Genomic DNA, 24,201 nt, shown 5'->3' with positions numbered 1-24,201 from the left:
TGCGGCCGGCCGTCCGCTCTGTGCGTGTGCCACGGCCCTGCTTGCGTTTCGTGGCTGCTTTGCGAAGAAGCGGGGGCATGTCCGCGCCGCTCGATACGTCCGTGACTCCCTTGTTCGATACGGCCAGTGACGCGCTGGCGTGGCTGCGGGCGCAGGGGCTCGAGCACCTGTCGCGGTTGAGCCTGGCGGTGCTGATGCCGCTGGTCGAAGCCGCCTACCTCCCGCAGGCGCGGCCCGTGCTGGCCCGCCGCCGGTTGGTGGAGTTGTTGAGCACGGATTCGCTGGCGCGCTGGATGACGGAGGCGATGCCGTCGCCGCGGATGAAGGAGCTGTTGCCCACGCTCGCCTGGCGGTTCGTGGAGGCGGAGCGGTTGGGGGCGGAGGTGTCACGGGCCTCGCTCGGTGAGCGGCTGGCTCCGCCCGAGGATGTCCGGGCGCACCGCGTCCACGGGTTGCTGCTGGCGCTGCGTGCGCGTGTCCCGGCCGCCGTCGCCCCCCGGCCGATGCACGCGCTGGTGCCGGACCTGATGCAGTACGACGCGCCGCTCCCGGGCTTCCGTCTGCGGGAGACGCGCATCTCCGAGCTGCCGGTGGGCGCGCATGCGGGCTTCATCCTTCCGGAAGCCCGGCTGATTTTCTCCCCCACGGAGGTGACGGGAGACTGCACGTGTGGCGCGACGTTCTGTGTCCACCTGCTGGCCGTCATCGACACGGCGCTGCTGTGGCTTCGCCAGTCCTGGACGGAGACGTTTGGCGAGGAGCTGGAAGAGCTGGTCCGTCCCGGCTGGGAGCGTGCGCTGCGGGCGCTGGAGCGGGCTGTCGACGACAGTCCCGGTGGACCCGGTGGTGGCGAGGTGTCGTGGCGGTTGGATGTCATCAACGGGTACGGCGTGGAGCTCGCGCCGTATGTGCACAAGCGCAACAAGAAGGGGCAGCGCAGCACGGGCGCGAAGGTGAGCCGGCGCAAGCTGTTGCAGGACCATGGCTCGCAGCTCTCGGCGTCGGACGCGCGGCTGGCGGCGTTGCTGCCGGAGTCGGAGGCCCCCGCGTCTCGCGCGCTGCTCTTCGAACTGGTGGGCCACCCCCGCATCCACCTGGACGAGAACCCGGACCTGCTGGTGCGCATCGAGCGCGCCAAGGTCGGGCTCGTCGCCGAGGACCGGGATGGGGTGGTCATCGTGAGCGCGGGTGTGGACGGGGCGATGTTGCCCTCGGCGATGCTGGAGCGGGTGCGCCGGGCGCCGCCGGAGGAGGGGCTCTACGTCTGGGATGACAGCCAGCGGGTGCTCACGGTGCTGGACGCGGGCCCGGAGGTCCGCGCGCTGCTGTCGGCGCTGAACCGCCATGGCAATGCGTTTCCTCCGGAGAGTCACGTCGCGCTGTTGGACCAGTTGTCGAAGCTGTCGCTGCGCGTGCCCGTGGCGCTGCCTCGCAGTGTCATGGGGGAGTCGGTGCCGCTGCGCTACACCTCCGTGGTGCGCATGGAGGCCCACGCGAGTGGCGCGGTCCGCGTGGAGCTGCGCGCGAGACCACTGGCGGACAGTCCTACGTTCATTCCGGGCGAGGGGGCGCGGGATGTCCATGTCCGGCGCGGCACGGGCGCGGTGCACGCGGTTCGTGACTTCGTTCAGGAACGGGCGACGGCGGAGTTGCTCCAGGCGCGGTTGCCGCTGGATACCGCGGAGCCGGAGGAGCTGCCCTTCACGTTCCGCTTCACCAGTGCCCAGGGCGGGCTCGCGGTGCTCTCCGCGTGTACGGAGGTGGAGCCCCGGCCGGAGCTGGAGTGGGTGGGCGCGCCGGTGCGGCTGTTCCAGGCGCCCTCTCCGCAGGCGCTGAAGGTCATCCTGGAGCGGAAGCGGGACTGGTTCGGCGTGTTGGGCGGGCTCGCGGTGGAGGGGGAGCGGGTGGAGCTGGCGCGACTGCTCGATGCGGCTCGGCGCAAGGAGCGCTACGTCCAGGTGGACGCGACGTCGTACGTGGAGATTGAGGGGGCACTGCGGGAACACCTGGAGCGGCTCGCGGACCATGCGCATGCCACTCGGCATGGGCTGGAGCTGGGGCCGTCCGCGGTGGAGGCGATGAAGGCGCTCCAGGACGCGGGCGCGGACGTCGAGGCGGACAATACGTGGCAGTCGCTGGTGGAGCGCATCTTCGCGGCGAAGGAGCTGAAGCCTCGGGTGCCCGCCGCGTTGAAGACGTCGCTGCGGGACTACCAGTTGGAGGGCTTCCGCTGGCTGACGCGGCTGGCGTCGTGGGGCGCGGGTGGGGTGCTCGCGGACGACATGGGTCTGGGCAAGACGGTGCAGGCGCTGACGATGCTCCTGGACCGGGCCAAGTTGGGGCCCGCGCTGGTGCTGGCGCCGACGTCCGTGGCCTTCAACTGGATGGAGGAGGCGAAGCGCTTCGCTCCGTCGCTGCGGATGACGTCGTTCTCGGAGGTGTCGGACCGGGGGCAGACGTTGGAGAAGCTGGGGCCCAAGGACGTACTGGTGCTGAGCTATGGCCTGCTCACGCGGGACATCGAGCGGCTGTCGAAGCTGCGCTTCGCGACGATTGTCTTCGACGAGGCGCAGACGTTGAAGAACGCGACGACGCATCGCTTCCGGGCGGCCCGGGCGCTCCAGGGGGACTTCAAGTTCGCACTGTCGGGCACGCCACTGGAGAACCATCTGGGCGAGCTGTGGAGCTTGTTCGCCGTGGTCTTCCCGGGGCTGCTCGGGAGCTGGGAGGCATTCCGTTCTCGCTTCGCCGCGCCGATTGAGCGCGGTGTGGACCCGACGGCGGCGCCGGCGTTGGCGCGGGTGCTTCAGCCCTTCCTGTTGCGAAGGACGAAGGCGCAGGTGGAGGCGCAGCTTCCGCCTCGGACGGACATCCGGGTGCCCATCGTCCTGTCGTCAGAGGAGTGGGCGCTCTACGAGGACGCGCGCCTGGCCGCGCTGTCCGACCTGGAGACGCGCAAGCCGGTGATGAAGGAGCAGGAGCGGCGCATCGAAATCCTGGCGGCGCTCACGCGGCTGCGGCTCCTGGCGTCACATCCGCGGCTGTATGACGCGGGGTCGAAGTTGGAGTCGGCCAAGCTCGAACGCTTCATGGAGTTGGTGCGGGAACTGCGCGCGGAGGGGCACCGTGCGCTCGTGTTCAGCCAGTTCACGTCACACCTGGCGCTGGTGCGCGAGGTGTTGGACGCGGAGGGGATTGATTACGAGTACCTGGATGGGCAGACGCCCGCGGGGGCTCGGGCTGAGCGCGTGCGGGCGTTTCAAGAGGGCGACGTTCCGCTGTTCCTGATTTCGCTCAAGGCCGGAGGCTTCGGGCTGAATCTCACGGCGGCGACCACGGTGATTCACCTGGACCCGTGGTGGAACCCCGCCGTGGAGGACCAGGCCTCCGACCGCGCGCACCGGATTGGCCAGGAGCGGCCCGTGACGGTGTACCGATTGGTGACGCGGGGGACCATCGAGGAGCAGATGCTGTCCCTGCACGAGCACAAGCGCGCGCTGGTGGCGGGGGTGCTGGAAGGGAAGGACGCGGCGGGACGGCTGTCGACGCAGGATTTGCTGGGCCTGCTTTCTCAGCGGCTGGCGCCTCCTGGGGAGGAAGAGGCGCCTCGGACTCGGCACTGAGCTGAGGCGGTCACCGATGAATCCTTCCCCACAGGTTCTCGGTTCTCGCAGGGAGCGCGCCATCGAAGTAGTGCTTCGCAAACAGCAAGCTGAGCGCTCCGAGGATGATGATGCTTGTGACTCCCGACGCGGCAATCGAACGCCGTCGTTCTGCTTTCAAGCAGAGCCAGGCGAATGCGACGGTTGCGAACGCCCCTCTCAGGGGCCACCAGAAGAATGCGGAGCGAAGCAAGTAGCCCACTTCGGAGGGCTCTGAAACGCCGAGCCACATGATGAGTGCGGCGGCGGGGACGTATCGGATGAACTCGGTGGTCACGATACCAGTCCAGAAGGCCTTCGGCCCTGTTCTTCTGCAAATATAGACAGCCACGAGTTGTGCAATGCCTACGGCGATATCCGCGGCTCCGCTGCCGAAGCCCATGCAGTCCCCTTGACCACCGGATAGGGTGTAACCCATCTCCCACCCTGTCGCGCGGTTGACCAAAGACTCGATGAGCGCAACTGTGAGGACCGCGGTTACGGTCCATCCGAAAATCGGAAGCCATTCTGAGCGGAATTTCGCCAGCGGGGCGTTCGTAGTCGAAGCGGGCTCCATTTGGGAAACGTACTGAATTCCTGCCCCGGGGACGAGGGGGCCTTGATTCAGAGGGTTGTCACTCTCTTCCCCAGGTCAGGCTTTCGATTGCATCGGCGGCTTTTCTGCCAATGGTGTCGTTCCAGCCGGGAACTGGAGTTGGATCTTCAATCAAGGCTTCAAGGACTGGGAGGAATGAGAGGTGCCGTGATGCGCCTAGCGCGAATATCACCCCATAGCGGACTTCAAGGGATGGATCCTCCAGGGCCTTCAAGAGGGTCCGCGCAGCGAGTTCGAATTCCTCCGTTTCGGGCTGAACCTTGTAGAACAGGTATGCAACTCCCTCTGCTGCCTGTCCTCGGACCACAGGGGCTTCCTGGACATCGGCGAGGATTCGCAGCATCAGCCCCCACAAGCTGACATCGCCGTGCCAGGAGAGCGCGAAGAGGATTCCCTGCCTCGAAGCGGGGCGACTTTCGACCTCAAGCAGCTCCAGCAACCTGGGCGTGGTCGTCGAGTCACCTGAGAGAAGGTTCGCGGCTTGGATGATGGCGGTCGGGTTGGAACCAACGAGGGCTTGCAGGGCGGCTTCGCGTTGCTCATCGGAGAGAAGCGCTTGCTTGTCAGTGCTCATTCTTGGCCCCATCCACGTCATGGTGGTGCTGGCCCTGACGGCTTCACAGGTTGAGTGAGAAGAACTGGTGAAGGGTCTTCCAGGGAAGGATGGGGTTGATGTGAAAGTCATTCCATCGCAGGCTTAGGAGCCATAGGATCGCGAGGCTGATGATCGCCGATGCGCTCATGGCACGGGCGCTTGGACCCTCTCGTTTCACGCCGAGCCAAATGATGGCGCATGCTGCAACGAGAGCCCTCGCCGTCCACCAGAAGACTGCTGCATTGTATGGTCTACCTATCGGAATAGGGATATCCACGACGGCCCATGCCATCATCGCGGCTGCGGGGACATGCTGAACGAAGTGGGTGGTGACGACGCCAGTCCAGAGTGCTTTGGGGCCTTTTCTGCCACACAAGGCGACGGCCAGGATCTGCGTCATGCCAAGGAGGACATCTGAAGCCGAGGACCCGATGCCAAAACAATCGTCGTATCCGCCGGTCATCGTGTAGTCCATTCGGCCGCTGGTCACCGCCAAGATCCCAATGCTCATTGCGACCGCGACGCTGGTCCAGCCGAGCCAACGACTCCATTCAAGACAGCGCGTCGTCAGTGGCGAGGCTGCGTCCGTCGAGCGGCTCATGGGCGAAGTATAACGCGAAGCGGGCTTGCCCGACGTGAATGGGGCCAGGTCACCCCTCAATCGTAGACCGACCACGGCTCTGGTCGACCGCGCGCATCGATCGCTTCCGCGTCCTGGCCGATAACGCCCCGCCAGTCGCCAGTGCTTACCGCGCCGAGGATCGCTTCTGCCGCCTCCTTGGCTGACAGGGGCTGATAGTTGGCGAAGGTGCCGAACCAGGACACCGCGAACGTCTGTTCCCACTCGTCGCGCGGTCCGACGACAAACGAGCCGCCGCCCACGACGCCCGCGTTGTTGAACAGCAGGTGGATGGCATCCGTTCCGTGCCCTTTGGTGACTTTCTTCACGAGCCGCGCAACCGACTTCTCCTCGGACACGTCGTGCAGATGCGCAGTCACGGATACGTCCGGGTTGAGCTTCCGTGCCCGTCGAACTGCCGCTTCCAGGCTCTTGCGGTCGACATCGCAAGCCGCGACATGTGCACCTCTGCGTACCAGTTGAAGCATCAGTTCAAGTCCGATGCCGGACGCGCCGCGTGTCACTACAGCAATGCGATTCTGGAGTGTCGCGAACGCAGCCTTCTCAGATACTCCCCTCGTCGAAGCCTTCGAATCCGTAGGCCTTGCCCGCGCGCTCGACAGTCGACTGGAGTTCGAACCCACTTTCGGTGCCGGCGATGAATCCATAGAGGCTGGCGGCCATGTACGCGGAAGCCTTCGGAGAACTCATGGGTGTTGGGTCACCCGAGAGAATGGGGCATCCCACCGCAGGTTCACGTGTGCGCTCCATCATCGAAGCTTACGTCGTAGGTTCTACGAAACGAACACCTGTCATCGCGAGTTGCCGCACCACGGTCACCATGCGTTGGCTCGCCATGATGAGGGTGGGCCAGTCCGAGAGTCTGAAAAGGTCGGGTGCGTCTGACATGGTGCGGACGTCGAAGCTTGGCAACTGAGGCATCGTGTGCCGGGATGAACCGCACTTGGGACACGGGGCGTTCTCTTGCGCACTCACATGCTCCCCGCGAAGCCGGCCTTGGAACTTCAACTGCATGGCGAGCAAGTATGGCGGCGACTTCCCGCGAAACTTCACGTTCACCGGACAGCCCGATAGTCCTCGAAGGCCTTCACCTTGAAGACGTTCCAGTGCTTCGCGCCGGATGTAGAGGGACCAGGGGTTCTGCAGGAAGAAATCGCCGAAGGTGCCTGTGCCCGTACCAGTCGGAGGCCCGAAATCCGCTCCGGGCTCCAATCGAGCCCCAGGGGGAGCGAAAGGACTGACTAGGTCTCGCAACCTGCGGAATTCTTCGAAGCTGACCTGCCGCCCTGGATTCTCAAGGGCTGTTCGCTCTGGAAACTCCGAGAGGTCGACACAAGGATACTGGAGGCCCGCCCATCCGCCGGCTGCACCGCAAGTCTCGCAAGCGGTCACACCCGGAAATCCCCACGGGAAGCGGACGGTCAAGTTTCCGGTGAAGCCCGCGGTTCTGTCTTCTTCGACGACATAGAACTTCACGGGCTCATTCTCCGTGGGCGCAGACCTATGGCGCCAAGATCGGGCTTCTTACCCGCGCGGAGCCGCAGCGCGGGACAGGCGGTCCCGGACCGCGATTCCCAACCCGCTCTCCGCGGGCAGGCACGCCACCAGGACGTCGTGCCCCTGGGCATCCGCCTCACGCAGCCGGGCATACAGCACGCGCGCTGCCTCTGCGGGCACAGTCGGCACGTCAAAGCGGGGCACATCGGGCGGCAATGCAAGGCTCGCGGGCCCGAGCACACCCACGCGCAATCCCTGTTCACGCAGTTCCTGAACGCGCGCCACGGCTTGCCCGGGCTCTGTCAGCACCACGCCCGCTCGCGGCGCATAGTGCGACTCCAGCGAACCCGATACGCGCACCGTGGCCGACGTGCGCACGGGCACCTTGCGCCCCAGCACCCGCTCCACGTCCTCCGCCGCCAGTCCACCTGGGCGCAGAATCGCGGGCGCCTCGGAGCTCAGGTCCACGATGGTCGACTCCACGCCCACCGTGCACGGACCTCCATCCAGGATGAAGTCCACATCGCTGCCCAGGTCCTCGCGCACGTGCTCGGCCGTGGTGGGGCTCACCTTGCCGAACCGGTTCGCGCTCGGCGCGGCGAGACCTCCGCCCAACTTCCGCAGCACCTCCAGCGCCACCGGATGGTTCGGCACGCGCAGGGCCACCGTGTCCTGTCCTCCCGTAATCGCATCCGTTGCGCGAGCCGTGCGCGGTAGCACCAGCGTCAACGGTCCGGGCCAGAAGGCCTCGGCGAGCTTCCGCGCCGCTTCCGGAACCTCGCGGGCCCAGGCCCCCAGGTGCTCCACGCCCGCGATGTGGACGATGAGCGGGTGGGTGGCGGGACGGCCCTTGATGGCGAAGACGCGGCGCACGGCCAGCTCGTCCTCCGCGTTGGCGGACAGGCCGTAGACGGTTTCCGTCGGCAGGGCGACGACACCGCCGTGCCGCAGCAATTCCACCGCGCGTTCAAGGGACTCTGGAGCAATCATGCGCGGCCGCACTGTCGCCCCAGGAGGGAACATGGGCAAGTCGCACGTCTTCGATGCACGCAGCAGGATGCCGGTTTCCGCCACCGAACTCTTCGCCTGGCATGCCCGGGAAGGGGCGTTCGAGCGCCTGGCACCTCCCTGGGAACGAACAGAGGTCGTGGAGCGCACCGGAGACGGCATCCGCACCGGCGCCCGCGTCGTCGTCCGGATGCGCGTGGGCCCCATCCCCCAGCGAATGGTGGCCGAGCACACCGCCTACGTCGAAGGCGCGATGTTCCAGGACACGCAGGTGTCCGGCCCCTTCGCGAAGTGGGTTCACTCCCATCGGATGTGGCCTGAGCCCGCCACGTCCACCTCCATCCTGGAGGACGATGTGGAGTACGTCCTCCCCGTGGGCCCGCTGGGCAGCCTCTTCGGAGGCGGCTTCGCGCGCCGCACCCTGGAGCGGATGTTCGCGTACCGGCACCGCATCACCCGCGAGGACCTCAAGCGTCACGCCGCCTTCGCGGACCAAGGGCCGCTCACCATCGCCGTCACCGGGGCCTCGGGGCTGGTGGGCTCGTCCCTGGTGCCCTTCCTCACCACGGGAGGGCACACCGTGAAGCGCCTGGTTCGCGGGAAGGCGGACCCCTCCCGGAACGAAGTCGCCTGGTCGCCCGACAAGGGCGAGGTGGACATCGATTCACTCGAAGGCGTCGACGCCGTGGTGCATCTGGCCGGCGTCAACGTGGCCGGCCAGCGTTGGACCCCCGAGTACAAGAACGCCATCCTCAAGAGCCGCACCGAGGGCACACGCACCCTGGCCGAGGCCCTGGCCCGGATGAAGCGAAAGCCCAAGGTGCTCGTGTCCGCGGGCGGAAGCAGCATCTACGGCGACCGCGGCGACGAGCTCATCACCGAGGAGAGCAGCACGGACGGGAAGGGCTTCCTCTCCCAGGTCGCGCGCGAATGGGAGGCCGCCGCCGCGCCCGCCGAGGCCGCTGGCATCCGCGTGGTCCACCTGCGCATCGGCCCCGTGCTGGATGCGCGCGAGGGCGCCTTGGCGAAGATGGTGCCCGCGTTCCTGGCCGGAGGCGGAGGTCCCATCGGCTCGGGGCAGCAGTGGATGAGCTGGGTGTCCCTGGAGGACGTGCTCGGCCTCATCCACTTCTCCGTGTTCACCGAGGCGGCGCGAGGGGCGCTCAACGCGGTGGCGCCGGGAGCCGTGAAACAAGGGGACTTCGCCCGGACATTGGGGCGAGTGCTCCGGCGGCCGGCTGTCTTCCCGCTGCCCGCTGGCGTGGTGCGCACGCTCTTCGGTGAGATGGGCCAGGAGGCGCTGCTGGACGGCGCTCGGATTGCGCCGCAGGCGGCCCAGCGGCTGGGGTTCGCCTTCCTCCTCCCTGACCTGGAAGGCGCGCTGCGGTTCACGCTGGGTCGCACGACGGAGGGCCCTGAATACCGCCATTCTTAGCGAGTCCGGCGCTTGACAATCCCCTCCGCTGCGCCAGAAGGAACGACGCATTCGAAGGGGAGAGGACACCTGATGATTCAGGTCGAAGGGCTGACCAAATACTACGGTGAGCACGCGGCGATCCGGGACCTGGCCTTCACCATCAGCCAGGGAGAAGTGATTGGCTTCCTGGGCCTCAACGGCGCCGGGAAGTCGACGACGTTGAAGGTGCTCGGGTGCGTGTTGCTCCCGACCTCCGGCCGCGTCGTCATCGATGGCCACGACGTGGTGAGCAATGCCCACGAGGTGCGCCAGCGCATCGGCTACCTGCCCGACGTGCCGCCGCTGTACGACGAGATGACGGTGGGCGAGTACCTGGCCTACGTCGCGCAGTTGCGAGGCGTCACCTCTCGAGACACCGCCAGCCGCGTGGGTGAGGCCGAGGAGAAGACGGGCCTGCGCGATGTTCACGGCGAGCTCATCTCCACCCTCAGCCACGGCTACCGTCAGCGGGTCGGCGTGGCGCAGGCGCTGGTGCACAAGCCGGCGCTGCTCATCCTCGACGAGCCCACCAGCGGGCTCGACCCCCGGCAGATTGTCGAGATGCGCGACGTCATCCGCGGGTTGAAGGGCGCGCACACCGTGCTCGTCTCCAGCCACATCCTCCCGGAAATCTCCCAGACGTGTGACCGGCTGCTCATCATCCACAAGGGGATGTTGGTGGCGCAGGGCACCGAGGACGAGCTCGCGGCGAAGATGGGCGGCGGGGGCTCCATCGAGCTCGAGGTGCGCGGCGACCGGGCTCGCGCGGTGGAAGTGCTCCAAGGCTTCGGCGCGGTGCAGGTGGACCGTGCTTCGGACGGCGTGGTGGCGCTGACGGTTCGGGCCCCTCCGGACCAACGTCCTCGCGTGGCGCAGGCGGTGGTGGGCGCGGGCCTGGAGCTGTTGCGCCTGGACCAGGGCGCGGGACAGCTCGAATCCATCTTCCTACGGCTGACCCACGGCCAGGAGGTGCGCGCGTGAAAGCGCTGCTCATCGCCCGCCGCGAGCTGTCCGCGTATCTGCGCACGCTCAGCGGCTACGTCATCATCGCCGTCATCCTCGCGTTGAACGGCTTGTTCTTCAACGCGTACGCCCTGGGCGGCGCCAGCAAGCGCTCCGCCGAGGTGCTGTCCCAGTTCTTCTACTATTCGAGCGGCTTCACCATCGTCGCCTCGGTGTTCATCTCCATGCGCCTCCTGGCCGAGGAGCGGCAGACGGGCACGCTGCCCCTGCTGTACTCGTCACCGCTGAGGGACCGGGACATCGTCCTGGGCAAGTTCCTCGCGGGGCTGGCCTTCCTGGCGCTGTATGTGGCGTGCACCGTGTACATGCCGCTGCTCGTGCTCGTGAATGGCAAGGTGTCCTTCGGCCATGTCGCGGGGGGGTACTTCGGCTTGCTGCTGCTGGGCAGCGCGTCACTGGCGGTGGGCACGTTCGGCTCGGCGCTGGCGCGCAACCAGTTGCTCGCGGCGATTACGTCGGCGGTGATGTTGGTGGCGCTCATCTTGTGCTGGCTGCTGGCGCGCATCACCGAGCAGCCGCTGGCGGATGTCTTCAGCGCGATGTCCCTGTGGAATCAGCACTTCCCGCCGTTCCAGGCGGGGCTCATCCACGTGCGTGACGTCGTCTACTACCTCGTGGTGACCTACGTGGCGCTGTTCGCGGCCACGCGGGTGCTCGAGGCGCGGAGGTGGCGATGAGCACGCGTCCTGTGAGCGGGGGACTTCCCGTGACGCTGGCCTTCGTCTCGGGCCTGCTGGCCATCTTCATGGGCGAGCGCATCTTCGGCATGGGCACGAGTCGCACCGTCCTGTCCGGTCTGGGCGTGGCGGTGTCGGTGGGCGCGCTGCTCTGGCGCTTCCTCCGGCTGCGCGCGGCCAGCGCGGACCGGCGCGCGGTGGAGGCGTGGGCGCTGGGTCTGTACGGCGTGGGCCTGGCGGCGCTGGTGCTCTATTTCCTCCAGTCCGACGTGGGCACGGGCCTCTTCGGCGGGCCGCTGTCGCAGAAGTCGCCACGGCTCGCGGTGTCGTTGGCGGCGCTGTTCCCCGCGCTGATGGCGTGCAGCCTGCTGCCGCTGGCGATGGTGGAGGTGGCCGCCGCGGCGATGTCGCGCGCGCCGGTGCTGGAGACGGGACGCGTGCGCAGCGCGCTGTACTCGGGGTTGGGGTTGGCCTTCGTGCTCATCTTCGCCTTCGCGTCCATGTTCGTGGCCACGCAGGCCGACGTGACGTGGGACCTGTCCTACTTCCGCACCGCGAAGCCCGGGGATGCCACGCGCAAGGTGATTCGCGGCCTCAACGAGCCGCTGAATGTGACGCTCTTCTTCCCTCCGGCGAACGAGGTCGGTGAAGCGGTGGGGCAGTACTTCCGGGACCTCGCGGTGGAGAGCCCCGAGCTCCTCAACGTGCAGCGCCTGGACCAGGCGGTGGAGCCGTCCCGCGCGCGGAGCCTGGGCGTCCACAGCAACGGCACCGTCGTCCTGGCTCGTGGTGACCGGAAGGAGCCCTTCACGGTCGGCCTGGAAATCGAGCGCGCCCGTGGTCAGCTCCAGCGGCTGGACCAGGAGATTCAGCGCCGCCTGCTGACGGTCGCGCGTCCCCGCCGCGTCGTCTACTTCACCTCCGGCCACGGAGAGCGCGCCGAGTCGCGCGCGGTGCCGGGCGAGACGACCCGTCCGTCCGTGGAGAAGCTCAAGGAGTTGCTGCGCGCGCAGAACGTCGAGGTGCGGCCGCTCGGTGTCTCGGAGGGGTTGGGCACCGAGGTGCCGCGTGACGCTTCCGTGGTGGTGGTGGCGGGCGCGACGCAGGCGTTCCTCACCGAGGAGCTGAACGCGCTGAATGAGTACGTCAACCGGGGCGGTCGGCTGTGGCTGGCGCTGGAGCCCGAAGGCCCGGACTTCCAGCCGCTGCTGGATCCCCTGGGACTGAAGTTCCTCAAGACGCCGCTGGCCAATGACCAGGTGTACTTCCGCACCACGCGGCAGCAGAGCGACCGGGGGAACCTGGGGACGGCGACGTTCTCCTCGCACCCGTCCGTCACGTCGCTGTCCTCGCTGGCCGGACAGGCCCCGGCCGTCTTCACGGGCGCGGGCGCGCTGGACCAGATTCAGCCGCCACCGGGCGGGCTGGTGCACAACGTCTCCGTGCGCGCGCATGGCGCCACGTTCGCGGACACCAACGGCAACTTCACGTTGGACGCGAACGAGTCGCGGCGGCCCTGGCCCCTGGTCATCGCGGTGGAGAAGCCCTCGCCCCCGGGCCAGGAGTCGATGCGCGTGGTGGTGATGGCGGACGCGGACGCGGTGAGCGACTTGCTCATGGGCAACATGGGCAACGCCTACCTGGCGGTGGACACGCTGCGCTGGCTCACGGGCGAGGAGGCCATCTCCGGCGCGGTGTCGTCGGAGGAGGACACGCCCATCCAGCACACGCGTGAGCAGGACGCCGTCTGGTTCTACGCGACCGTGTTCCTGGGCCCCGCGCTGGTGCTGGCGGTGGGCTTCGTGATGACGCGCCGGCGAGGACGCCGAGCGCCGCGCACCGCGGTGGCGGGAGGTGAGCGATGAAGGTTCGGGACCTGGCCCTTCAAGGGGCCCTGGCGGGGGTGGCGCTGGTGGCCGCCTTCGTCGTCTGGCAGCGCGAGCCCTCCGCGGGCCCAGGCGAGGTGACGGTGGTGGACGCGCCGGTGCGCGCCCTGGACAGCATTCGCTACGAGGACGACAGCCGCTTCGTGGATGTCTTCCGGGACGCGAGCACGAGAGATCGGCTCTGGGTGCGTCTGGGGCAGAAGGCCTGGAAGACGGGCTCGGGGGGCGCGCAGGACACGGACGCGGGGACCGCGGATGCGGGAGCGGCCGCCGCCTCCGAGCCGCTGCCGCCGCGTGAGCTGCGCGGCAACGACGTCGCGGACAAGCTGTTCTCCCGCTTCGCCCCCCTGCGCGCGACGCGGGCGCTGGGCGAGCTGGACGCGAAGAAGCTGGAGGAGGTCGGCCTCACCACGTCGCAGCGCAAGCTGACGGTGACGGTGGGCGGCAAGACGCGCGTGTTCACCCTGGCCTCGCCCTCGGGCGGCTGGGGGACGCCGTACCTGCGCAGCGAGGACGATGGCCGCGTGTACCTGCTGGGCCCGGCGCTGCTGCCGGACCTGGAGAACGCCAACAGCCGCCTGGTGGACCGCCGGCTGCACACCTTCGACCTGGGCGACTTCGACTCGGTGGTCATCACCGCGAGTGGCGGCGCGCGCACCTTCAGCGCCACGGGCAAGGCGCCGGGGCCGGTGTCGCTGGCGCCGGAAGAGGCGCCGGAGCGTCCAGACGAGTTCGCGCGCAACTGGCATGACCGCGTGTGGCGGCTGATTCCCATCGACTTCCTCGGCCGCGACGAGCTTCCGGCCGGTGGCGAGCCTCGGGAGTCCTTCCGGGTGGAGTACCGCCGCGCGGGCGCGCCCGTGGGGCAGGTGACGGTGGCGAAGGGCGAGGAGGGCTTCTTCGTCCGGACCGAGCACACCACCGGGTGGGCCAAGCTGCACGCGGGCGTGGATGCGCTCGCGGAAGAAGCGGCGCGGGTGACGGCGCCCGTGTCGGCCGCGTCGGGGAAGTAGCCTCAGGTCCCCGCCGCGTCACCCAGGCCCAGGCGCACGTCCACGAAGCTGTACGGCGCCCAGGGGCCGGTGAAGCGGAACGCATAGGTGTCCGAGCGCGCGGCCAGGGAGCGGACCTTCTCCTCGAAGGAATCCAGGCCCGCGCGCTCGACGAGGAACGCCGCGTTGAGGAGCATCCGCTCGCCCACGGGCGGGTGCTCGTGCGTGGCCGTGGCGCGGGGACTCAGGCCGTCCATCAGCGCCCGCATGTCACGCCGCGCGCGGTCCTCCACGGCGGCATCCAACCTGCGCTCGTGTTCGGCCTCGGGTTCGTTCGGGTCGCGGGCCAGCCGGGCATCCTCCAGCACCAGCCGCTGGACGAGGTGCTCCCGGTGGAAGAGCACCTTGAGGCCCAGCTCCACCTTGCCCTCCAGGGCGTCCAGGACCTGGGTCAGCTCCTGGTGGGCGGTGCTCAGCAGCTCATGGACCCGGGACTCGGAGGCCAGCACGGTGCCGAAGGCCACCGGGAGCAGGGTGTGCTCCCGCAGGATGGCCTCGGTGACGCGCTGGTGCCCGAGCAGGTGCGCCCGCGTGGGGTCCACCACCCATCCTGGCGCCAGGGACACCAGGGCCGCGAGCCCCGCGGCCTTCACCGCGTACACGGCGGTGGCGGGGGCGCCGACGCCCAGGTGCCCGAAGTCCAGGTCCCCCGCGTCGCGGACGATGCCGTAGAGGTAGCGGGGCCCCTCGGGGGGCAGGTGTGGCGTTTCTGACGGAGGCTGGAGGGACTGCGAAGGTGCCCGCTCCGCGGAGGTGCGCCTGGCGCTTCGAGCCGCCCCCTTCCGGGGTCGTGTCGTCCGGGGCATGGTGCGCTTCACCTCGACGGTGTGCCTCCGTGGAGGGCAAGCACGCGGCGGACCTCGTCCACCAGCGCGTCCGGCAAGCAGGGCTTGGTGACGAAGGAGTCGCAGCCCGCGCCCTTGGCTTCGTCGGACTGTCCCGTCATCGCGTGGCCGGTGAGGGCCACCACGGGGATGGTGCGCGTGCGGTCATCGTTCTTCAGCCGCCGCGTCGCCTCCCAGCCGTCGATGATGGGCAGCGACAGGTCCATGAGGATGATGTCGGGGTGCAGCTCGAAGGCCTTGTCCAGGGCCTCCTGCCCGTTCTTCGCTTCGGCCACGCGGAAGCCGGAGAACTCGAGGTACTCGGCGTACATCTCCCGGGCATCCTGGTAGTCGTCGACCACGAGCACGAGGGGCTTCGGTGTCTCGGTTGGGTTCGTCATGCGCGCCTCGCGCGTCGGGGGAAGTGCAGGGTGAAGGTCGAGCCTTCGTTCTGGACGCTCTGGAGGGTGACGCGACCCCCCAGCATCTCGGCCAGGCGACGGCAGATGGAGAGACCCAGCCCCGTGCCTCCATAGGCGCGGGTGGGGGAGCTGTCTACCTGCTGGAAGTCCTCGAAGATTTTTTCCTGGTTCGCCGGGTCGATACCAATCCCGGTGTCCGTCACGGAGATGGTGATGGTGGAGGTCGCCGGGACGTACTCCGCGAGCACTTCCACGGAGCCTTCATGGGTGAACTTCAGCGCGTTGGACAGGAGGTTGAGGACGATTTGCTTCACCTTCTGCCGGTCGCTGTACACGGCGGGAACCCGAGGGCCCAGGTGCGTGGCCACCTTCAGCTTGCTGCGCGCGATGATGGGGTCCATCTCCGCCACCACCTCCTGCAGCAGCTCCGGGAGCCCGAAGTCGGAGAGATTCAGCGGCATGCGCCCCGCTTCGATGCGGGTGATGTCCAGAATCTCGTTGATGACCTCCAGCAGGTGTCTGCCGTTGGAGTCGATGCGCGAGAGGTTCCGCTTCTGCGAGGGGCTCAGCTCGCCCGACACGCCCTGCAGCAGCATGTTCGTGTAGCCGAGGATGGCGTTGAGCGGCGTGCGGAACTCATGGGACATGTTGGCCAGGAACTGGGACTTGGCCGCGCTGGCCTGCTCCACCTGGATGGCCTGTCGGCGCAGCATCTCGTTCTGTTCGGCCAGCTCCGCGGTGGCGGCCTGCACGCGCGCCTCCAGGTGGACGGAGCCTTCCTTCACCCGCTCCAGGAGCCGCGCCTTCTCCAGCGCCTCGCTGCGGTCATGGAAGAGGGTGACGATGCCCGTCAGTTCACCTGAATCGCCCAGGACCCTGCTGGCCACTGCCTCCATGGGCAGCGTGGCGCCCGTGGCGGGGTCCACCAGGGGGAGCTGCCCTCGCCAGCGCGGCTTGCCGCCCGCGTCCAGCAGGTTGGCCAGGAACGAGGAGAAGCCCGCGTTGTTGGAGCGCAGCCGGCGCAGCGCGGCCTCGCCGCTGTCCGGGTGGGTGGCGAAGAGCTTCTCCGCCGGTCCATTCATCATCACCATGCCGCCCGCAGGGTCCGACAGGATGATGGGGTCCGGCACCGAGTCGAGCACCCGGTCCAGGCGGTGCCGCTCGCTGCGGGCCTCCCGCTCGGTGGCGCGCAGGCGGCGGTAGCTCTCACCCAGCGCCTGCGTGGCGCGGCCCAGGTCCGTCACGTTGCGCAGCACGCTGACCAGCACTTCGCGGCCATCGGGCTCCACGACGGGGGTGCTGACCACCTCGAAGAGCAGGTCGATTCCCTCGACCGGGTCCACCAGGGGCACCTCCCGGCGGCGCACGCCTGAGGCGCCACCACTGGCGAAGCTGGCCAGCGCGGCGGAGAACACCTGCTGGTTGAGCTCCGTCGCGCGGCGCCGGCCGTCGCTCGCGTCCGCGCCGGCGACGAGCAGCACCTCGGCGCGGGTGTTGACGATGTGCGGCCGTCCCTCCAGGTCCGTGAGCATCACGGGGTCCGTCACGGTGTCGATGATGCGGCGGAGCAGCTCGCCCCCCGCCCACGCCCGGGGCGCCACGGGCAGCAGGGACGCCAGCCGGGGGCCGAAGTGCGTGCTCACCCACGCCACGTCGGGATGCGGCACGGCGCTGTCCGCGGAGAGCAGCAGCAGGCCCACCCCGGGCGCGCCGGCACGGCCCAGCGGCACCACGAGGCAGCCGCCACCGGGCAGCGGCGTGCGGGGGGGCGCGAAGAAGCGGGGCGTTCCTTCCCGCAGGACCTCGGCCAGGGGGGACTCCAGGACCTCCGCCGGGGACGCCAGCGCGGCGCGCTCGGCGTCGGAGAGGCCCCGGGCCGCGAGGCACTCCAGCCGTCCCAGGGCGGGCGCGCGGACGACGCAGGCGGCCACGTCCGTGAGGCCCTGCCGGGACAGCCACGCCACCACGTGCTCCGCGCACTGACGGGGTTCGTCGCAGGCGAGCAGTTGCTCGGCCAGGGCGAGCCGCGCCTCGAGGTCCGGCGCGGACGTGGGAGTGGGCAGTGCGACGGGAGAGGCCACTGCGTCAGGCTCCGCGGGCATGGGGAGGGAGGGTCCGGAGCTCCACGGACGCCACCACGATGGGACAGAGGGACGCGGAGGGCCAGTTCCGGAAGCTCCGCTCGCGCGCGCTGACGTCCCAGCGCAGGCCCCGGTCCAGCACCCGGTCCAAGACGTCGACGAGGCTGGCGCTCCCTGCCAATCTTTCCACGGGCATCGTCGAGGCTCCTCGGTCTCGGGACTCCGGGTTTTTGTAACGCGCGAGGGCGAGCCACCCCAGAACAGGGTTGCCCGCACCGTGATTTGCGAACAACCCAAGCGGCACTCTGTTCGCTCCTGCACATTCGCGGTGCTTTGAAGCAGGGTAGGCAGCCATCCGCGCGGACGCCACCCGTGGCTTATCGGCCCGGATGCCCGTTCCTAGTCTTTTGTCCATGGATGAAGAGCAACGGGCGCACAGGTCGCTCTGGACGGTGACGGCGCCGCCCCGCGACTTCCCGGCGCTGCCGGGCGATGTGACGGTGGACGTGGCCGTCATCGGTGGGGGCATGGCGGGGCTGACCACGGCGTGGCTGTTGAAACGCGCTGGCAAACGCGTGGCGGTGCTGGAGATGCACCGCATCCTGTCGGGGCAGACGGGACAGACGACCGCGCACCTCACGGAGATGCTGGACACGCCCTACGCCACCTTGCGGCGGGACTTCGGAGAGAAGGGCGCGCAGCTCGCGGCGTCCTCCAGCCGCGCCGCCATCGAGCAGATCGCCACCTGGGTGGAGACGCTCGGCATCGACTGCGACTTCCAGCGCGTGCCCATGTACCGCTACGCGGAGACGGAGCGCGAGCTGGCGGACCTTCACGATGAGCTCGCCGCCGCGCGCGAGGCCGGCTTGCTGGCCTCCTTCACCCGCGAGGTGCCCCTGCCGTTCCCCGTGAAGGGCGCGCTGCGCGTGGAGGACCAGGCGCTCTTCCATCCCCGGAAGTACCTGCTCGCGCTGGCGGACCAGCTTCCGGGTGACGGCAGTCACGTGTTCGAGAACACGCGGGTGACGGAGATCCACGACGGCGCGCCCTGCCGCGTCGTCACCGACCGGGGCACCGTCACCGCCGCGGCCGTGGTGGAGGCCACGACGACGCCCCTCAACCGCGTGGCCATGCACACCAAGCTGTATCCCTACCGCAGCTACGCGGTGGCGGGCCCGCTCAACGGGCCGCTGGAGCCGGGGCAGTACTACGACAGCCAGGAGCCCTATCACTACATCCGCACGCAGCAGGTGAACGGGCGCGCGTTCATCATCGTGGGCGGCGAGGACCACAAGGTCGGCACGGACGTGGACACCGCCCAGCGCTACGCCGCGCTGGAGGCGTACGCGCTGCGGCGCTTCCCGCTGACGGAAATCACGCACCGTTGGTCCGGTCAGGTCATCGAGCCCGCGGACGGGCTGGCCTACATCGGCCGGAACACGGCCAGCCGCCACGTGTACGTGGCCACCGGCTTCTCCGGCACCGGCATGACGTTCGGCACGCTGGCGGGGATGATTCTCTCCGACGCCATCCTGGACAAGCAGAACCCCTACGCGGCGCTCTACGCGGCGACCCGGGTGAAGCCCCACGCGGGCGCGAAGGACTTCATCCAGGAGAACGCGGAGGTCGCCTTTCGTTTCGTCGCGGACCGCTTGTCACGTCCGGACGGACACGGGCTGGCGGACGTCGCGCCCGGGGAGGGCAAGGTCCTGGAGGTGGAAGGCCAGAAGGTCGCTGTCTACCGCGCCGAGGATGGCACCGCGCACGCGGTGTCTCCGGTGTGTACACACCTGGGCTGCCACGTTCACTGGAACGGCGCGGAGCGCTCCTGGGACTGTCCTTGTCACGGTGGCCGCTTCAGCCCCACGGGCAAGGTGCTCAACGGGCCCGCCGTGAAGGACCTTCCCACGAAGAAATTGCCCACCTGAGCGGTGGGCCGCCGTCACGTCGTCCGACGTCTTTCAACACAGGGAGAGGGTGCGCCATGAACGCAATCGAACTCTTGAAGCAACAGCACGACGAAGTGAAGAAGCTCTTCAAGAAGTACGAGAAGCTCTCGGAGGGGGCGGAGGTGAAGCGCCAGGAGCTGTTCGAGATGATTTCGGACCGGCTGAGCGCGCACGCCGCCATCGAGGAGCAGTACTTCTATCCCGCGGCGAAGGCCGTGGACACGGAGGACCTGCTCCGTGAGGCCGCGGAGGAGCACCTGTCCGCCAAGCGGCTCATCGCCGACCTGCTGGAGCTGGAGCCCTCCGACGAGGAGTTCGACGCGAAGATGCAGGTGCTCCAGGAGCAGATCGAACACCACGTCGAGGAGGAAGAGGGCGAGCTCTTCAAGAAGGTGCGGAAGATGCTGTCCGCGGAGCAGCTCGTGGACCTGGGCGTCCAGATGCAACAGGAGTTCGAGGAGTTGATGGAGGGCGAGCCCCGCAACCAGGTGCCTTCGGAAACGGACCACGCCGCGCCCATCTAAGCGGACGGCGCCGCAAGAATCGGGTTGCGCGCGGAGGGCGGGGCGGCGGCATCATGGCGCCGCCCATGCCGCGTCCCCCTCCCGACGAGATTCGCTACCCCAGCTACTACACACCCGCGGTTCGCCGGTCCCTGGCTCGCGCGGACCCGACGATGGGCGCGTTGATGAAGCGGGTGGGGGCCTTCAAGCTCCAGGTTCGCCCGCTGCACAGCCCCTTTGGCGCGTTGGCGGAGTCCATCGTCTACCAGCAGCTCCACGGCAAGGCCGCCGCGACCATCTTCGGCCGCGTGTGTGAGCGCGTGGGCTCCGGGAAGAAGTTCACCCCCGAGGCGCTGCTGGCCGTGCCGGAGACGTCGCTTCGGGAAGCGGGCCTGTCCGCCAACAAGCTGGCCGCGCTCCTGGACCTGGCGCGCAAGACGCACGAGGGCACCGTGCCCACGCTGGCCAAGGTCCGGCGCATGGACGACGCGGAGCTCATCGAGCACTTCACCCAGGTACGCGGCATTGGCCAGTGGACGGTGGAGATGCTGCTCATGTTCCAGCTCGAACGTCCGGACGTGTTGCCCGTGGACGACTTCGGCGTGCGCAAGGGCTTCATGAAAGCCTATGGCCTGCCGGAGATGCCGAAGCCCAAGGCCCTGCTCGCGTACGGCGAGCGCTGGCGCCCGTGGCGCTCGGTGGCGAGCTGGTACCTCTGGCGCGCCTCTGAGCTGCCCGCGGAAGGCTGAGGCCACGCGCTCAGGCGGTGTCCAACGCCGAGCGCGCCGCGGGCTGCTGGCGGCGCATGGGCACCAGCAACCCCAGGAAGGCCACCGACAGGACGATGCCGAGCAGGAAGACGCTCGCGTAGCCCAGGCCGAGCCCGTGTCGAGGGTCCGCGAGCCAGCCCGCGAGAGGGCCCGCGGGCGCCTTGCCCCAGACCTCCAGACTGGCGAGCAGCGTGTAGTGGGTGGCGCCGATGCGCCGGTCCACCCGCGACATCATGAAGGCGAACATCACCGTGGTGAGCGCGCCTCCGAAGAACTCCTCGGCCATGGTGACGGCGATGACGCTGCTGTCCGTGACGCCGCTGGTGGCCAGCAGCCACCGTCCCACCAGGGGCACCACGCGCAGGGTGGCGGTGATGCCCACCGCGCTCAACAAGGGCATGCGTGACGCGAGCAGTCCTCCCGCCAGCGAGCCCACGATGGACGCCGCGGTGCCCCAGGTGCCCACCCACAAACCAATCTGCGCGGGCGTGATGCCTGAATCGACGAGGAAGGGTTTGAAGAGCACGTCGGACATGCTCTCGCCCAGCTTGTACGTGGCGATGAAGAGCAGCAGCCAGCCCGCGCCCGGCAACAGCAGTGCCTGCTTGAGGCGCTGGAACAGCTCGCGCCAATCCGGCTCCATCCTGCCGTGCTCGGAGACCGCGGACTCGCGTGAGGCGGGGGGCGCCTCGCGGGCGAAGAGCGTCAGGATGAAGGCGGCCAGACACAGCAGCGCCATGGCGACGAAGAGGCCCTGCCAGCCAATGCGGTCGCTGGCCCACACCAGCAATCCACCGCCCGTCAGCATTCCCAGCTTGTAGCCCACCACCTGCGCGGTGTTGCCCAGGCCCAGCTCGTTGGGGCGCAGCGTGTCCACCGCGAAGCCGTCCACCGCGATGTCCTGCGTGGCGGCGAACAGGTTCATCAGGAAGATGAGGCCCAGCAGCCAGGGCAGCGAGTCGTGTGAGGACACGAAGGCCGCGGCGGCGCATGTCAGGGTGAGCCCCGCTTGCATGGGAAGAATCCACGACTTACGCCGGCCCACGCGCTCCGAGCCGTAGCGGTCCACCAAGGGCGCCCACAGCGCCTTGAGGGCCCAGGGCAGCCACAGGGCACCGAGCAGTCCGATGGTGGTCAGCGATACGCCCTGCGAGCGCAGGTAGACGGGCAGGGCCGTGGACTGGAACCCGAAGGGCAGGCCCTGCACGAAGTAGAGCACACCCAGCAGCGCGAGCCGGGACGAGGGAAGTCTCATCGGCGTCCAGCATAGGGCCAGGGCGACCCGAGCGTTGAAGTGTCCGCCTGTCTGGATGTCCGTGGTGCCGTGTCCACGGCTGTGCAGGGGAGCCCCGCGTCCCATGGACGGAGGGCAGGCACTCCCTACGCTCGTCCTCCCCCAGGCCGGGACCCGGCCTCATCTTGCTTCGGTTGCGGTCGGCGGCCGGGGCGCGTGGAGCACGATACCATGCATGAGCAGCAAGCAGGATTGAAGGCCGTTTCGAGCGACGAAGCGGCGCCCAGGCCTTCGTTGCGCGTGCTCGATGTGATGGCCCTCACCGTGGGCATCGTCCTGGGCGCGGGAATCTTCAAGGCGCCCTCGTTGGTGGCGGCGCAGTCCTCCAGCGCGGAGGCGATGCTGCTGACGTGGCTCCTGGGCGGTCTGGCCTCCTTCGTGGGCGCGCTGTGTTACGCGGAGCTCGCCAGCGCGTGGCCGCATCCGGGCGGTGACTATCACTACCTCTACCGCGCGCTGGGCAAGGGCCCCGCGTTCCTCTTCGCGTGGGCGCGGTTGACCGTCATCCCCACGGGTTCCATCGCGCTGCTGGCCTTCGTGTTCGGTGACTACACCACGCAGTTGCTGCCGCTGGGGCCGTACTCGTCCGCGCTCTACGCGGCGGTGCTGGTGGTGGTGCTGACGGCGGTGAACATCGCAGGGCTCCGGCAGGGCACGCGGACGCAGAACCTGCTCACGGCCCTGGAGGTGCTCGGGGTGGGGGCCGTCATCGTCGTGGGGCTGCTCCTCGCGCCCGCGCCGTCCCCCGTGGAGGCCGCGCCCGCGGCGACCGCGTCGTCGGGGACCGCGTGGGGGCTGGCCATGGTGTTCGTGCTGCTGACGTACGGCGGCTGGAACGAGGTGGCTTATCTGTCGTCGGAGGTCCGAGGCTCCCGGCGCACCATCGCCTGGTCCCTGCTGGCGAGCATCGGCCTGGTGACGGCGCTCTACCTGCTCGTCAACGTGGCCTATCTGCGCGGCTTGGGACTCGCGGGCATGGCGAGCTCGGAGGCGGTGGCGGCGGACCTGCTCCAGCGGTCGGTGGGGAACGCCGGCGCGGTGGTCATCAGCGTCATCATCGCCATCTCCGCGCTGACCTCCGCCAACGCCACGGTGCTGACCGGGGCGCGCACCCACTACGCCTTCGGGCGGGACAGCGTGCTCTTCAATGGCCTGGGGCAATGGCACGAGAAGTCCAACGGACCCTCGCGCGCGCTGCTGGTGCAGGGGGCCATCTCGCTGGCGCTCGTGGGCCTGGGGACGCTGACGCGCCAGGGCTTCGAGACGATGGTGGAGTATACCGCGCCCGTCTTCTGGTTCTTCTTCCTGCTCACCGGCGTGGCGCTGATGGTGCTGCGCGTGCGCGAGCCGGACGCGCCCCGGCCGTTCCGGGTGCCGCTGTATCCCGTGACGCCGCTGCTCTTCATCGGTGTGTGCGCCTACGTCCTCTACTCCAGCCTGGCCTTCACCGGGCTGGGGGCCCTGGCGGGGCTCGCCGTGCTGGCCTCGGGCGGCGTGCTCTTCGCCGTGGAGATGGCGCGCACGCGCGGTGGGTCGCGGGGCGCCACGTCTCAACCCCCTGGCACTTCAACCACTCCCAGACTGCAACGAACAAAGGAGGCGACATGAAGCGACAGATGGTGGTTCTCGCGCTCACGATGGGGACGGTGGCGGGCGCCGGGAGTTCGACGGCGCAGCAGCAGGTGACGGTGCAGGTCCGCGGCCCCTCTGGCAGCGCCGCCCAGGCACCCGACGTTCCCTACGTCCCCACGCCCGAGACGGCCGTGGAGGACATGCTGGCGCTGGCCGGCGTGAAGCCCGGGGACACTGTCTATGATCTGGGCAGCGGGGATGGACGCATCGTCATCTCCGCGGTCCAGAAGCACGGCGCCAAGCGCGCGGTGGGCGTGGACATCAACCCGGAGCGCGTCTCCGAGGCCAACGAAAACGCGAACCAGGCGGGCGTGAAGAACAAGGTGGAGTTCCGCCAGGGCGACCTCTTCGACGCGAACATTGGCGACGCGTCGGTGGTGACGCTCTACCTGCTGCCGTCCGTCAACGAGCGGCTCAAGTCCAAGCTGCTCTCGGAGCTGAAGCCCGGCACGCGCATCGTGTCGCACAGCTTCGACATGGGCGACTGGGAGCCCGCCAAGACGGTGCAGAGCGAGGGGCGCACCCTCTACCTCTGGGTCGTCCCCGAACGGGGCACGCGCGGGGCGCCGCGGTAGTCACTCCGGCCGCGCGTGGCTCGTCCCGGCGCCCACCGTGTCAGGGCGCCGGGGCCGTCG

The 24,201-nt window shown here is 68.8% G+C and carries 23 protein-coding genes; 11 read left to right on the top strand and 12 right to left on the bottom strand.

Annotated features, from left to right (window positions below; translation table 11 throughout):
- Nucleotides 1–77: 77 nt before the first annotated feature.
- Nucleotides 78–3,623: a DEAD/DEAH box helicase gene (locus A176_RS26420; protein ID WP_002638293.1), complete on the top strand. Its 3,546-nt coding sequence runs from the start codon at nt 78–80 to the stop codon at nt 3,621–3,623.
- Between the two features lie 10 nt (nt 3,624–3,633).
- On the opposite strand, the gene A176_RS26415 is transcribed toward A176_RS26420, so the two are convergent.
- From A176_RS26415 to A176_RS26390, 7 genes are all read right to left on the bottom strand, one after another.
- Complete coding sequence (locus tag A176_RS26415; protein ID WP_144429624.1) at nt 3,634–4,044, bottom strand: hypothetical protein; 411 nt, start codon at nt 4,042–4,044, stop codon at nt 3,634–3,636.
- A 232-nt stretch (nt 4,045–4,276) separates the two neighbouring features.
- Complete coding sequence (locus A176_RS26410) at nt 4,277–4,831, bottom strand: HEAT repeat domain-containing protein (RefSeq protein WP_226993993.1); 555 nt, start codon at nt 4,829–4,831, stop codon at nt 4,277–4,279.
- 43 nt (nt 4,832–4,874) lie between these two features.
- Nucleotides 4,875–5,453: a hypothetical protein gene (locus A176_RS26405; RefSeq protein ID WP_144429623.1), complete on the bottom strand. Its 579-nt coding sequence runs from the start codon at nt 5,451–5,453 to the stop codon at nt 4,875–4,877.
- Nucleotides 5,454–5,509: 56 nt separating this feature from the next.
- Entirely contained in the window at nt 5,510–5,959 is a 450-nt protein-coding gene (locus A176_RS38310; RefSeq protein WP_237076896.1) for an SDR family oxidoreductase, read from the bottom strand.
- Nucleotides 5,960–6,035: 76 nt separating this feature from the next.
- Nucleotides 6,036–6,182, bottom strand: coding sequence for a hypothetical protein (locus tag A176_RS40240; protein ID WP_002638291.1), 147 nt, complete (start codon nt 6,180–6,182; stop codon nt 6,036–6,038).
- Between the two features lie 69 nt (nt 6,183–6,251).
- Nucleotides 6,252–6,968, bottom strand: coding sequence for a SitI6 family double-CXXCG motif immunity protein (sitI6, locus tag A176_RS26395; RefSeq protein ID WP_044889407.1), 717 nt, complete (start codon nt 6,966–6,968; stop codon nt 6,252–6,254).
- 48 nt (nt 6,969–7,016) lie between these two features.
- Nucleotides 7,017–7,979 (bottom strand): L-threonylcarbamoyladenylate synthase, encoded by a 963-nt coding sequence (locus tag A176_RS26390; protein ID WP_044889483.1) that lies wholly within the window; start codon nt 7,977–7,979, stop codon nt 7,017–7,019.
- A 31-nt stretch (nt 7,980–8,010) separates the two neighbouring features.
- Between A176_RS26390 and A176_RS26385 the strand changes: the two genes are divergently transcribed.
- The 5 genes from A176_RS26385 to A176_RS26365 all read left to right on the top strand — a co-directional run bounded on the left by A176_RS26385 (nt 8,011) and on the right by A176_RS26365 (nt 14,052).
- On the top strand, nt 8,011–9,432 hold the full coding sequence (locus A176_RS26385; RefSeq protein ID WP_002638289.1) for a TIGR01777 family oxidoreductase: 1,422 nt from the start codon (nt 8,011–8,013) through the stop codon (nt 9,430–9,432).
- A 72-nt stretch (nt 9,433–9,504) separates the two neighbouring features.
- Nucleotides 9,505–10,434, top strand: a complete 930-nt coding sequence (locus A176_RS26380; protein ID WP_002638288.1) for an ABC transporter ATP-binding protein — start codon at nt 9,505–9,507, stop codon at nt 10,432–10,434.
- The gene (locus tag A176_RS26375; protein ID WP_002638287.1) at nt 10,431–11,153 is read left to right on the top strand and encodes an ABC transporter permease; all 723 of its coding nucleotides are present in this window, start codon (nt 10,431–10,433) and stop codon (nt 11,151–11,153) included. The genes A176_RS26380 and A176_RS26375 overlap by 4 nt, the downstream gene beginning before the upstream one ends.
- Nucleotides 11,150–13,018 (top strand): motility-associated ABC transporter substrate-binding family protein, encoded by a 1,869-nt coding sequence (locus tag A176_RS26370; RefSeq protein ID WP_044889408.1) that lies wholly within the window; start codon nt 11,150–11,152, stop codon nt 13,016–13,018. The genes A176_RS26375 and A176_RS26370 overlap by 4 nt, the downstream gene beginning before the upstream one ends.
- Nucleotides 13,015–14,052 carry a DUF4340 domain-containing protein gene (locus tag A176_RS26365; protein WP_002638285.1) on the top strand — a complete coding sequence of 346 codons (1,038 nt, stop codon included), beginning with the start codon at nt 13,015–13,017 and terminating at the stop codon, nt 14,050–14,052. Before A176_RS26370 ends, A176_RS26365 begins: the two co-directional genes overlap by 4 nt.
- 2 nt (nt 14,053–14,054) lie before the next feature.
- On the opposite strand, the gene A176_RS26360 is transcribed toward A176_RS26365, so the two are convergent.
- Genes A176_RS26360 through A176_RS26345 form a run of 4 tightly spaced genes read right to left on the bottom strand, consistent with a single transcriptional unit; the run spans nt 14,055 to nt 17,614 of the window.
- Nucleotides 14,055–14,897: a GvpL/GvpF family gas vesicle protein gene (locus A176_RS26360; protein WP_002638284.1), complete on the bottom strand. Its 843-nt coding sequence runs from the start codon at nt 14,895–14,897 to the stop codon at nt 14,055–14,057.
- Between the two features lie 8 nt (nt 14,898–14,905).
- Entirely contained in the window at nt 14,906–15,316 is a 411-nt protein-coding gene (locus A176_RS26355; protein ID WP_044889409.1) for a response regulator, read from the bottom strand.
- Nucleotides 15,313–17,418: a PAS domain-containing sensor histidine kinase gene (locus A176_RS26350; RefSeq protein ID WP_002638282.1), complete on the bottom strand. Its 2,106-nt coding sequence runs from the start codon at nt 17,416–17,418 to the stop codon at nt 15,313–15,315. Before A176_RS26350 ends, A176_RS26355 begins: the two co-directional genes overlap by 4 nt.
- Nucleotides 17,419–17,422: 4 nt before the next feature.
- Nucleotides 17,423–17,614 (bottom strand): hypothetical protein, encoded by a 192-nt coding sequence (locus A176_RS26345; RefSeq protein ID WP_002638281.1) that lies wholly within the window; start codon nt 17,612–17,614, stop codon nt 17,423–17,425.
- Nucleotides 17,615–17,831: 217 nt separating this feature from the next.
- Between A176_RS26345 and A176_RS26340 the strand changes: the two genes are divergently transcribed.
- From A176_RS26340 to A176_RS26330, 3 genes are all read left to right on the top strand, one after another.
- Nucleotides 17,832–19,346 carry an FAD-dependent oxidoreductase gene (locus A176_RS26340; protein WP_002638280.1) on the top strand — a complete coding sequence of 505 codons (1,515 nt, stop codon included), beginning with the start codon at nt 17,832–17,834 and terminating at the stop codon, nt 19,344–19,346.
- A gap of 56 nt (nt 19,347–19,402) precedes the next feature.
- Nucleotides 19,403–19,891, top strand: coding sequence for a hemerythrin domain-containing protein (locus tag A176_RS26335; RefSeq protein ID WP_002638279.1), 489 nt, complete (start codon nt 19,403–19,405; stop codon nt 19,889–19,891).
- A 65-nt stretch (nt 19,892–19,956) separates the two neighbouring features.
- On the top strand, nt 19,957–20,619 hold the full coding sequence (locus A176_RS26330) for a DNA-3-methyladenine glycosylase family protein (protein ID WP_044889484.1): 663 nt from the start codon (nt 19,957–19,959) through the stop codon (nt 20,617–20,619).
- Between the two features lie 10 nt (nt 20,620–20,629).
- On the opposite strand, the gene A176_RS26325 is transcribed toward A176_RS26330, so the two are convergent.
- Complete coding sequence (locus A176_RS26325; RefSeq protein ID WP_002638277.1) at nt 20,630–21,895, bottom strand: MFS transporter; 1,266 nt, start codon at nt 21,893–21,895, stop codon at nt 20,630–20,632.
- 210 nt (nt 21,896–22,105) lie between these two features.
- Here A176_RS26325 and A176_RS26320 point away from each other — a divergent pair, with 210 nt between their 5' ends.
- Together A176_RS26320 and A176_RS26315 are read left to right on the top strand one after the other, a co-directional pair.
- Nucleotides 22,106–23,542, top strand: coding sequence for an APC family permease (locus A176_RS26320; RefSeq protein ID WP_002638276.1), 1,437 nt, complete (start codon nt 22,106–22,108; stop codon nt 23,540–23,542).
- Nucleotides 23,539–24,141: an SAM-dependent methyltransferase gene (locus tag A176_RS26315; RefSeq protein ID WP_002638275.1), complete on the top strand. Its 603-nt coding sequence runs from the start codon at nt 23,539–23,541 to the stop codon at nt 24,139–24,141. The genes A176_RS26320 and A176_RS26315 overlap by 4 nt, the downstream gene beginning before the upstream one ends.
- Nucleotides 24,142–24,201 lie beyond the last annotated feature (60 nt).

The organism is Myxococcus hansupus (assembly GCF_000280925.3).
In the GTDB taxonomy this organism is placed as follows: domain Bacteria; phylum Myxococcota; class Myxococcia; order Myxococcales; family Myxococcaceae; genus Myxococcus; species Myxococcus hansupus.
Note: the sequence above shows the minus strand (reverse complement) of the source record. Positions and strands in the feature narration are given on the sequence as shown.